Source organism: Bradyrhizobium ferriligni, from assembly GCF_056837965.1.
In genome coordinates this window covers 87,798-99,220 of record NZ_JBXEJO010000033.1, presented here as the reverse complement: position 1 = coordinate 99,220, position 11,423 = coordinate 87,798, and the positions used below count along the sequence as shown (strand labels likewise).

Here is an 11,423-nt window from a genome sequence, read left to right as displayed (position 1 = left end):
GGGTTGGGGAGGGGGTATCACCGCGAGTCACATCGAGGAAAGAGCCCCCACCCGCATCGCATCTTCGATGCGATGCGACCTAAGAGCGAGCTTCGCTCGTCTCGACCCCGCAAGCGGGAGAGGTGCAACGAGTTTGCGGTGAGATCAATCCAAATCAGTTTCATTTCACGTATCGATCGCGTCCTTGATCCGCTTGCGGCTGAGCGGCAGGTCGCGCAGCCGCTTGCCGGTTGCATGCGCGATGGCATTGGCGAGCGAGGCGGCGGCCGGCCCCTGCCCGGTCTCGCCGCTGCCGAGGAACGGCTGGCCGGGGCGGTTGATGATGTGGACGGCGATACTGTCGGGCACCGCATTGAAGCGCAGGATCGGGTAGGTCTGCCAGTCGATGCTGGTGATCCTTGTCTCATCGAAGGTGACGCTTTCATAGAGCGTCCAGCTCGTCGACTGCACGATCGCGCCCTCGATCTGGTTGGTGATGCCGTCCGGATTGACGACCTGGCCGGCGTCGACGGCGGCGACCGCGCGCACCAGCCGGGCCCGCCCGGTTTCGCGATCGACCTCGACCTCGGATGCGATGGCGCAATAGGCGGCAAGATTCTTGTAGCGCGCGAACGCGAAGCCGTAGCCGCGATTTCGCGGCGGCTGCTGCCCGCGCGTCCAGCCGAATTCCTCCGCGGCCTTCTCGACCACCGCGCGGCCGCGCTGGTCGTCGAGATGCCTGAGGCGAAACTCGACCGGATCGGCACCGGCGAGAGCGGCCAGTTCATCCATGAAGCTCTCGGTCGAGAACACGTTGTGATAGCCGCCGAGCGCGCGCATCGCGGAGATCCGCAGCGGCATCGCGGGGATGAAATGATGCATCACATGCGCGTTCGGAAAATTGTAGATCGGGATCGCGTTGCGATCGCCGCCACCTTCCGGCAGCGGCAACGGCTTTGGTGCGGGCACCGCGAATGATCGCGTCATGTGCTGGGCCGCAAGCAGCGCGCCGGCGCCGCCCGGCCGCATCGAATGGGTGTTGCTCCACACCGCAAAATTCCAGTCGGCGATCTTGCCGTCGGCCGTCAGCGACGCGCTCAATTTCGTCACCATCGCCGGACCATACGGCTCCCAGCCGTGCTCCTGCTCGCGCATCCACTGCACCCGAATTGGGCGGCCTGGCAGCGCCCGGGCGATCAGCGCGGCGTCGGCCGCGGCATCGTCGGCGCCGTTGTGGCCATAGCAGCCGGAGCCTTCGACATGGATCAGGCGGACGCTGGCGGGCGTCATACCGAGCATCTCGGCGATCGCCTGCCGGTCGGGATAGACGCCCTGCGTGTGCGTCCACACCGTCATCGCGCCATCGATGAATTGCGCGACCGCGCAGGACGGCCCGATCGAACCGTGCGACTGGTAAGGCCGCGTGTAGGTCGCTTCGAGCGACCGCGCGCCGCTCACCGTGGGATCGCTACGCTGGAAGATCGCGAAATCCTGTGAAGGCAGCGCAGTCAGCACCTTGGCCAGATCGTGCTGGTTCGGCAGCTTCGCGCTCTCCCGCCACTTCGCCGCGGCGGCCAGCGCGTGCATGGCCTTGACCGTCGAAAATTCCTTCTCCGCCACCACGGCCAGGAAGTTGCCGTCGCGCACGATTTGAATCACGCCGGGCATTTTCTCGATCGCGGCCGTGTCGCATTCCACGAGCTGCGCGCCGTAGCTCGGCGGGCGCACCACGCGCGCATGCACCATGCCGGGAAGCCGCATGTCCTGCACATAGGCGGCGCCGCCCGTGACCTTGGCGGGAATGTCGACGCGCGGCACCGGCTGGCCCATCACCTTGAAGCTCGCCGGATCCTTCAGGCTCGATGTCGGTTGCGCCTGGACGTGCAACATGTCCGCGGCAACAAGCTCGCCATAGCCCAGACGCCGGCCATCTGGAGCGACGACGGCGGCATTCTCGGTTCGCAAGCCGTCCGGCGGCAAGTCGAAGCGCTTTGCCGCCTCGGCCACCAGCAACATGCGCGCCTGCGCTGCGGCATGCAGGATCGCCGTGCCGCTGTCCTGCATCGAATGGCTGCCGGACGTGTAACCCTCGTTCGCCGTGAGTTTGGTGTCGGCGGTGATCACCTTCAGCGCATCGAAGGGAATATCGAGCTGCTCGGCCGCGATCTGCTGGAACGCGGTGCGGAATCCCTGGCCGAGTTCGGCCTTGCCCGTAAAGGCTGTGACCTGGCCATTGGCATCGATACGGATCCAGGAATCCAGATTGGGCGATTTCGCCAGGCTGCCCGGCAACTCCGGGCTCTGCGCAGCCTTCTGCTCCTGCGCCACCGCATGGCGCAGCGAGAAGCTGACGATCAGCGCGCCGCCACCGGCCAGCACGCTGCGGCGATCGAGAACCACCGGCGCGGTCATCGGACGCTCCTGTCGTTTGCGGCGTCGGCCGTATCCATCAACCTGGCGGCGCGGTGCACTGCGCGCAGGATGCGCATATGGGTGCCGCAGCGGCAGAGATTCGGCTCCAGCTCGGCGCGGATCTGCGCATCCGACGGCTTCGGGTTGCGCATCAGCAGTGCCTGCGCGCGCATCATCATCCCGGCGATGCAGTAGCCGCACTGCGCCGCCTGCTCCTCCATGAAGGCGCGCTGGATCGGCGCCGGCGCGGCCACGGTGCCGAGCCCTTCGAGCGTCGTCACCTGCTTGCCCTCGACCAGGACCAGCGGCGTGACGCAAGACAGCACCGCCTTGCCGTCGACGATCACCGTGCAGGAGCCGCATTGCCCGAGACCGCAGCCGAACTTGGCGGCATTGAGCGCCAGATCATTGCGCAGCACATAAAGCAGCGGCGTATCCGGTTCCGCATCGACCTGATGATCCCGGCCATTGACCTTCAATGTCATCATGGCTTGCCTCGCTGTCTGGATTCCGATGGCGTGTCGCGCGCCGCAAGCGACGCGGCCCGCACAGCCCGCGCATCGCGCGCCGCCTTGTCGAGATTGGCCCACGCCGGCCGCTTGCCGAATCGGGCGCGCAGATAGGCCGTGAGCGCGACCATCTGCGCATCATCGATGCTGGCCGCGAAGCCCGGCATGATCGGGCTGCGCTCGCCTTCGACGGCGCCAACGCCCGACAACACGATATTGAGGAGGTTGCGCGGGTCGGGGCTTGCGATCGCCGTGCTGAGCGCGAGATTAACGCCGCCATAGGGCAGCGCGCGGTTGCCCTCATGGCAGGCGGCGCACGCCGCGGAATAGATCGCCGCGCCGGCCGCATGGGCCTGTGCCGCATCATCCGAAGACGATTGCGCCACGACGTCGGCTGGCCGTTTGCGATCCGGCGCCGGCGCGCCCGAGATATCGGCCATGTACACCGCGATGGCCCGCACGTCGCTGTCGGGCACCGTCGCCAGATTGCCGACCACTTCAGCCATCGGCCCGCGCGCGGTGCCATGATCGGCCTGCCAGCCGTGACGCAGATAGGCGTAGAGCGCGTCGGCGGTCCACGGCACCGGGGCGTGCGAGGTGTCGTTCAGCGCGTAGGCGTGCCAATTGTCGACCTCGCCGCCGGAGAACTGCGCATTGACGCGCTCGGCGCCAAGCGCGTTGCGCGGCGTATGGCAGGCGCCGCAATGCGCGAGCCCCTCCACCAGATAGGCGCCGCGGTTCCAATCCGCGCCCTTCGCCGGGTCCTGAGGGACATCGCCGCTGCGCAGATACAGCAGCTTCCACCCTGCGATCAGCGGTCGATAGTTGAGCGGAAACGACAGCTGATTCGCCGGTGGCGACGCGTGGACCGGCTGTCGCGTCATCAGGAACGCATAAAGCGCCCGGTCGTCCGCATCCGAGACGTTGGTGAAATGGTCATAGGGAAAGGTCGGGTAGAGATGCTGGCCATCGCGCGCCACGCCCGAGCGCATCGCGCGGACGAACGCCTCCTCCGGCCAGCGCCCGATGCCGGTTTCGGCATCCGGCGTGATGTTGGATGAGAAGACGATGCCGAACGGCGTTGGAACCGGGAGCCCGCCGGCATAAGTCGCGCCGCCCTGCACGGTATGGCAGGTGTTGCAGTTGCCGATCGCGGCGAGTTCGCGGCCGCGTTTGACCACATCGGGGTCGAAGGTATCGGCCCGCGGCGGCGCAATGGCGGCAATTTGCGGCCACCAGGCGACCGCGATGCCCACTGCCGCGCCCGCGACCAGCACGATCGCGGCAATGCCTGTGATGATCCGCAGCTGACCAGTCATGCTGAATTGAGTTTGTTGTTGGGACGTGTATTAACACCTTTCGTTCCGGTATCGTTCGGCCAGAAGACCTCGATCACCGCCTGTTGACCCCAAGGAAATCCTGGGAAATCCCGAAGGGATCGCGCAAGGGATCATGACCGCCCAGCCAGCCCTCGATCGCGCCTCCGCCCCGTCTCGCGATGCGCTGTCCGTGCTCAGTTCCGTGTTCGGCCTGTCGGGCTTCCGCGGCGCGCAGGAAAAGATCATCCGCCACGTCACCGATGGCGGCAACTGCCTGGTGCTGATGCCGACCGGCGGCGGCAAGTCGCTGTGCTACCAATTGCCGTCGCTGCTGCGCGACGGCTGCGGCATCGTGGTATCGCCTTTGATCGCGCTGATGCGCGACCAGGTCGCGGGCCTCACTGAAGCCGGCGTCAACGCCGCGGTGCTGAATTCGACGCTGTCCTATGAGGAAGCCTCCGAGGTCGAGCGGCGGCTGCTCGCCGGCGATCTCGACCTGCTTTATGTGGCGCCCGAGCGGCTGCTGACGCCGCGCTGCCTCAATCTGCTCGGCCAGGCGCAGATCGCGCTGTTTGCGATCGACGAGGCGCATTGCGTCTCGCAATGGGGCCATGACTTCCGCCCGGAATATATCGGCCTGTCGGCACTCGCCGAGCGCTTCCCGAAAGTGCCGCGCATCGCGCTGACCGCGACCGCAGACGCGGTGACCCGAAGGGAGATCGCCGAGCGACTGCAGCTGACCGACGCACCGCAATACGTCGCGAGCTTCGACCGGCCCAATATCCGCTACGAGATCGTCGACAAGCAGAATGCGACCACGCAGCTGAAGAACTTCATCAAGGAGCGGCATGCCGGCGACGCCGGCGTGGTCTATTGCCTGTCCCGCGCCAAGGTCGAGGATGTCGCGGCGGCGCTCAGCGAGGCCGGCATTGCGGCGCTGCCCTATCATGCCGGTCTCGATGCCGGCGTGCGCGCCCGGCATCAGGACCGCTTCCTCAACGAGGACGGGCTCGTGATCGTCGCCACGATCGCCTTCGGCATGGGGATCGACAAGCCCGACGTGCGCTTCGTCGCGCATCTCGATTTGCCAAAGAGCATCGAAGCCTACTACCAGGAGACCGGGCGTGCCGGCCGCGACGGCAAGCCGTCGGCGGCATGGATGGCCTACGGCCTGTCCGACATCGTGCAGCAACGCCGCATGATCGATGAATCGACCGGCTCCGACGCCTTCAAGCGCGTCTCGGTCGGCAAGCTCGACGCCCTGGTTGCGCTGGCTGAAACGGTGCATTGCCGCCGGCAGCGCCTGCTCGGGTATTTCGGCGAGACCCGCGCGGAGGAAAGCTGCGGCAATTGCGACAACTGCCTGACGCCCCCGCGCGTCCGCGACGGCAAGGTGCTTGCACAAAAGCTGCTGTCCTGCGTCTACCGCACCGGACAACGTTTCGGCGCCATGCACCTGATCGACGTGCTGGTCGGGCGGCTGACCGAACGGGTCAAGCAGTTCAACCACGACCAGCTGTCGGTGTTCGGCATCGGCCGCGAGCTCAACGAGAAGCAATGGCGCGCGGTGCTGCGCCAGCTGGTGGCGATGGGCCATCTGCGCGCCGACAGCGATGCGTTCGGCGCGCTTGTTCTGACCGACAGCGCCCGCGGCGTGCTGAAGGGCGAGACCGCGGTGATGTTGCGCGAGCAGCCGGAAGGCGCGCGCAACCGCGCAGTCCGCGGCAAGTCGCGCCGCGGCGAGCTTGTGCCCGCGGCCGACAGCCCGGGTGGCGTCGCAAATCCCGCCCTGCATGCGGCGCTACGCGCCTGGCGCTCGGACGTCGCGCGCCAGCGCGGCGTGCCGGCCTATGTCGTTCTGCACGATTCCACCATCGACGGCATCGCCGCGATGCGGCCGGACACGCTGGGCGAGCTGCGCAACATCGCAGGGATCGGCGACAAGAAGCTCGAGCACTACGGCGACGAGCTGATCCGCATCGTGAAATCCACCGACGGCTGAGCGGCACGCCGGATCTCAAACCGGTCCAAGCGCGCTTGTTTGACTGCGATCACACGCTGCCCGGGGAGCAGCGCATCTCTATGCAATCCCTGGCTGCGTCGACCGAGCCTGCTCCGGATACCGTAACCCTTCGCCTCGCGGCATAGGAGCCATACCCGACGGGGCAACGCCTGCGCTTGCGGTCCGCGCTGCCCTCGCCCTAATCTTTGCTCACTGCGTCCAACGAGGCGCGGACACGGCATAACGATATAGGGAAGAGACGGCCCATGGCTCAGGAGAGCACCGCGCGCAAGGCTGCGCGCCCTGCCGAAACCGGAACGTTCGATGCCGTGGTGATCGGCGCCGGGTTCGCCGGCATGTACATGCTGCATCGGCTGCGCGGACTCGGCTTCACCGCGCGGGTCTATGAAGCCGGCGGCGGCGTCGGCGGCACCTGGTACTGGAATCGCTATCCCGGCGCGCGTTGCGACGTCGAGAGCCTGCAATATTCCTTCTCGTTCTCCGAGGAACTCGATCAGGACTGGAGCTGGTCGGAGAAGTATTCTCCGCAGCCCGAAATTCTCGCCTACGCCAATCACGTCGCCGATCGCTTCGATCTGCGCAGCCAGATCGTGTTCGACACCCGCGTCACCGCGGCGACCTTCGACGAGCAGGCAGGCACATGGCTGATCGAGACCGACCGCGGCGACAGGGTCACCGCAAAGTTCTGCATCATGGCGGTCGGCTGCCTGTCGGCGCCGAACCGGCCGGCTTTCCCAGGCATGGCGGATTTCAGCGGGCCGATCTATCACACCGGCGAATGGCCGCATGAGGGCGTCGACTTCACCGGCCTGCGCGTCGGCGTGATCGGCACCGGCTCGTCGGCGATCCAGTCGATCCCGATCATCGCGCAGCAGGCCTCCGAGCTCACCGTGTTCCAGCGCACCGCGACGTGGTCGGTGCCAGCGTGGAACGAGCGGCTGTCGGCGGAATATCTGAGGGAAGCCAAGGCGCATTATCCCGAGCTGCGCGCCAAGGCCCGTGCGCGCCCGACCGGCTTCTATTTCCAGTTCAACGCCCAGCCCGCCTTGCAGGCGAGCGAGCGGGAGCGCGAGCGGCAATACGAAGAAGCCTGGCAGCGCGGCGGCCTGCCCTTCCTCGGCGCCTTCGGCGATCTCCTGTTCGAGAAGGCCGCCAACGACACCATCGCCGATTTCGCGCGCGAGAAGATCCGCGGCATCGTCAAGGATCCCGCCACCGCCGAGCTGCTGTGCCCGCGAAACGTGTTCGGCTGCAAGCGGCTCTGCGTCGACACCAATTATTTCGAGACCTACAATCTGCCGCATGTGAAGCTGGTCGACGTGTCGACGACGCCGATCGATCGCTTCACGACCGAAGGCATTATCGTCGACGGCACCGAATACAAGTTCGATGCGATCGTCTCCGCCACCGGCTTTGCAGCCATGACCGGCTCGTTCGACAAGATCGCGATCACCGGCCGCGGCGGGCAGACGCTGGCCGAGAAATGGCGGGCGGGCCCGCGCGCCTATCTCGGCCTTGCCTCCGAGGGCTTTCCGAACCTGTTCATGATCACCGGGCCCGGCAGCCCCTCGGTGCTCGCCAGCATGATCCAGGCGATCGAGCAGCATGTCGACTGGCTGGCGGATTGCATCAGTCATATGCGCGACATCGGCGCCGGCACGATCGAGGCGGTCCGCGACGACGAGGACGCCTGGGTCGCTCATGTCAACGATGTCTCCACGGTCTCGCTGCGCTCGACCTGCAGCTCCTGGTATGTCGGCGCCAACATCCCGGGCCGTCCCCGCGTGTTCATGCCCTACATCGGCGGCTTCCCGATCTATGTGCAGAAGTGCAATGAGGTGATGAACTCGGGTTACGACGGCTTCGTGCTGCGGGGCGGGCACAACGGCAATGCACCGCCGCAGGTGCGCTTCACCGAGCGCTGGCAAGTGCCGCTCGACATCGAGGTGATCTCGCCGGCCGCGGTCGCCGCGAAGCGGGTTCCCGTGGTCTGAGCCACCACGGTATCCTCCGCCGGATTGCGCATGATAGTGTCGCGTCGGCCCGCGCTTCAAACCGCGGGCCGACGGGGAACATGGCCGACACGGCATTGCAGGGATTGATCGAGCGGATCGGCGCCGACCATGTGGTGCGCCGGCTTGGGATCGAGGCCGCGCACGAGAAGCAGCTGTTCGGCCAGGGCACGCTGGTGTTCAACGTCGAGAACTGGAAGCTGGCGCCGCGGATCATCGAGACCGCGCTCAGGGTGACCGGCCTCCACGGCCGCGCGCGGCGCAACGCCGATAGGGTCGAGGTACGGCGCAATCTGGTGACGTCGGCGCGGCTGCCGGCGGCCTTCGACGGCTTCACCATCCTGCATCTCAGCGATCTCCACGCCGACATCAGCCAAGACGCGATGCGGCATCTGGCTGACATCGTGCGCGATATCGCCTGCGATATCTGCGTTCTCACCGGCGACTACCGCGGCAAGACGTACGGGCCGTTTGAAACGAGCCTCGCGCTGATGCGGGATCTGTGCGCGCGGCTCAAGCTGCCGCGGTACGGCATCCTCGGCAATCATGACAGCATCCGCATGACGCCGGCGCTGGAGGCGATGGGGATCAGGATGCTGTTCAATGAGCAGGAGCCGATCACGCGCGATGGCGCGGCGATCCACCTCGCCGGGATCGACGACGCGCATTTCTATCGCACCGACGATATTGCAAAGGCTGCCGCGGCGATCCCGCGCGATGCGTTCTCGATCCTGCTGGCGCATACGCCGGAATCCTATCGCCCGGCGGCGGCGGCCGGCTTCGACCTGATGCTGAGCGGCCATACCCATGGCGGCCAGCTCTGCCTGCCCGGCGGCATCGCGATCAAGCTGGAGGCGCGGCTGCCGCGCCGGATGGGCAGCGGCGCCTGGCGCTTCGGCGCGCTTGCCGGCTACACATCGGCCGGCGCCGGCACCAGCCTCGCGCCGGTGCGGCTGAACTGCCCGGCCGAGATCACGGTGCATACGCTGCGGCGGCTCGGTTGAGCTCACCCCGCCCGTACGCCGCAGGCGCCCATTGCCAAAATATCGAAAACAACCCCATGCAAAGTAGCCGGAGGCTGCCCGGACGTCGCAGGGAAAGACGCGTGGCCGGTACCCAGATGCAGTCGCCCTGCCGTAAGGACGGCAAGAAGGCGTAGCGGAGGTCTCAGTTTCCCCGTTTCGCGTTCGCGCTCTGCTCGTTCACCGTGCAGGTGATCAGCAGCGTGTAGCCGCGCGCAGTCTTGGCAATCTCGGCGGTCTCCTTCTTCATCTCCTCGCGCCACTCGGCGGTCCGGTACGCCACCGCGCTGTTGTCGAGAAAGTCACGCAGCGCGCCGGTCTTGATCGCGAAGTTGATGTTCTCCGGGATGGTCCCCGTCGCCCGCGCCATCCTGACCGCGTCGAGCTTGGCAGCCACGACACCGACCACCGCGCCGGTGAGGTCGAACAGCGGACCGCCGCTGTTGCCGGGCTGCACCGCGGCGCTGATCTGCAGATGACGGGTATCGTTGAGGATGCCGCTCAACGAAGAGACAATGCCCGTGGTGACGGTGAAATCGGATGTCAGCAATCCGTGATAGGGATAACCGATCGCCACCACGCCGTTGCCGACCAGGATGGGGTTTTGCCTGAGGCTGACGACGTCCTTGAACGGGGTCGGCGCCTGCAGCAACGCGAGATCATTGGTCTCGTCGTCGGACACCAGGCGCAGCTTGACCGGCGCCTCGCCGCTCAGGTTGCCCGTGATCTCGCTGCAGCCGCCGACGACATGGTGATTGGTGACGACGTGGCCGCTGCTGCTGACCACAAAGCCGGTCCCCGTCCCCGATCTCGCCTGTTTCTGCGTGGGCCCCGGAGCCGCCTGCTGCGGCGGCGCAGCCGCCGGCTTTGTCGCGACCGCGAACTCACCGGCATTGGCAACGCCGTTCTTCTTCACCGAGACGACGCAGTTGAGCAGTGCCGGCAGCAGCTGCGCAGTCTGATTGAGGTTGAACTGAAACAATTGTCCCTGCGCGAAGGCCGTCATCTGGCGCGCCTTGCGAAACTGGTTGATCAGCGCCGAGTTCACCGGCATCTCGACGTTGACGAGCTGCGTGCCGAGCGGCAGGCCGTAGACGTTGAACGCCGGCTGGCCGTCAAAGGTCAGCGCGAGCGGAAAGGCCTCGCCCGCCGTCAGGCGCCAGCTCTCATGGGCAAAACCAAGGCGCCAGCTGCCATTCTCGGCGATCGACACCATGAAGAAGATGCCGCTCTGATACGTGGTGCCCGCCGAGCAATGGGTGAACGCGCCATTCTTGTCGTTGGTGAAGGCGCCACCCTTCCAGTTGCCGACGCTGATCGAACCGTAGGGGCCGCGGGCGCTCGACGGAGTTGCAGACGCAAACAGCCATGCGACCGCAACGACCGCCCAGACCGCAACTCTCATGACGCACACTCCCCAGCCACAACCCATCATAGGAAGCGAAGAAATTCATCCGCAAGTGGAGCACGGCTTGGACTTTGGTCAAGCAGCCACTCAAGCCCGCCGCGGATGAGGCCATCGCCACACCCTCAGGTTACAGAACCTATGTTCCTATTTTGTTCTTATGTCAATCGGGGGTGCTGTCCGTATTTAAGCCCCCGTGTCCTGAGTTGATTTTCGGAGTGTCCCAATTCGGATTAAGCGAATGGAAACCAGGGGACCGGGATGATCCGGATAGGTCCATCAAGAGTTCTTTAAAGTGGCCCTGCGACGATCCTCAGCATTGGCTGAATGAGCTTGAGGATTGCCCATTCATGAAAGGGCTGTTCATTGCAATAAGCGTCATCGCCGGCCTTTTCATCGGCGATCAACACTTCAACCACGGTCAATACACGGACGCCGTGCAGCGCATGGTGGCTCAGATGAGGCATTCTTTCGGAATATAAGGCCGCCTCAATTGAACGGAGTGCCAGTCGCTGTTAGTGCGATTTATATGCCGTGATGATTTGGGCGAATTCGTCGTCATCATCGACGGTCACTAAACCGATGACCATCCAGCCTGCGCACAAGCCGAGAACCATCAACGCCATCTTTAGCCACGGTCTCATAAAAGCTAATATGCTCCGAGAACCAGCTATTTTCCACCCCACCGGTCGTTTGGTGCTCTCGTATTAGGCCCCAGTGGGCCATTGGATGTTCTGGCCCA

At 65.6% G+C, this 11,423-nt stretch carries 8 protein-coding genes; 4 read left to right on the top strand and 4 right to left on the bottom strand.

The annotated features are described in order from the left end of the window. Positions 1–165 precede the first annotated feature (165 nt). Genes AC1VNY_RS20780 through AC1VNY_RS20770 form a run of 3 tightly spaced genes read right to left on the bottom strand, consistent with a single transcriptional unit; the run spans position 166 to position 4,219 of the window. Complete coding sequence (locus AC1VNY_RS20780; protein WP_482406586.1) at positions 166–2,391, bottom strand: xanthine dehydrogenase family protein molybdopterin-binding subunit; 2,226 nt, start codon at positions 2,389–2,391, stop codon at positions 166–168. Next, entirely contained in the window at positions 2,388–2,879 is a 492-nt protein-coding gene (locus AC1VNY_RS20775; RefSeq protein WP_028341523.1) for a (2Fe-2S)-binding protein, read from the bottom strand. The genes AC1VNY_RS20780 and AC1VNY_RS20775 overlap by 4 nt, the downstream gene beginning before the upstream one ends. Then, positions 2,876–4,219: a cytochrome c gene (locus AC1VNY_RS20770; RefSeq protein ID WP_482406585.1), complete on the bottom strand. Its 1,344-nt coding sequence runs from the start codon at positions 4,217–4,219 to the stop codon at positions 2,876–2,878. The genes AC1VNY_RS20775 and AC1VNY_RS20770 overlap by 4 nt, the downstream gene beginning before the upstream one ends. Positions 4,220–4,352: 133 nt before the next feature. Between AC1VNY_RS20770 and recQ the strand changes: the two genes are divergently transcribed. From recQ to AC1VNY_RS20755, 3 genes are all read left to right on the top strand, one after another. After that, positions 4,353–6,221, top strand: a complete 1,869-nt coding sequence (gene recQ, locus AC1VNY_RS20765) for a DNA helicase RecQ (protein WP_482406584.1) — start codon at positions 4,353–4,355, stop codon at positions 6,219–6,221. Between the two features lie 266 nt (positions 6,222–6,487). After that, a complete protein-coding gene (locus AC1VNY_RS20760; protein ID WP_482406583.1) occupies positions 6,488–8,236 on the top strand; it encodes a flavin-containing monooxygenase in 1,749 nt (582 codons plus the stop codon). A gap of 80 nt (positions 8,237–8,316) precedes the next feature. Beyond that, on the top strand, positions 8,317–9,258 hold the full coding sequence (locus AC1VNY_RS20755) for a metallophosphoesterase (protein WP_482406582.1): 942 nt from the start codon (positions 8,317–8,319) through the stop codon (positions 9,256–9,258). A gap of 163 nt (positions 9,259–9,421) precedes the next feature. On the opposite strand, the gene AC1VNY_RS20750 is transcribed toward AC1VNY_RS20755, so the two are convergent. Then, positions 9,422–10,681, bottom strand: a complete 1,260-nt coding sequence (locus AC1VNY_RS20750; RefSeq protein WP_482406581.1) for a S1C family serine protease — start codon at positions 10,679–10,681, stop codon at positions 9,422–9,424. A 350-nt stretch (positions 10,682–11,031) separates the two neighbouring features. On the opposite strand from AC1VNY_RS20750, the gene AC1VNY_RS20745 reads away from it, so the two are divergent. Then, a complete protein-coding gene (locus AC1VNY_RS20745; RefSeq protein ID WP_259245081.1) occupies positions 11,032–11,163 on the top strand; it encodes a hypothetical protein in 132 nt (43 codons plus the stop codon). Positions 11,164–11,423: the final 260 nt, after the last annotated feature.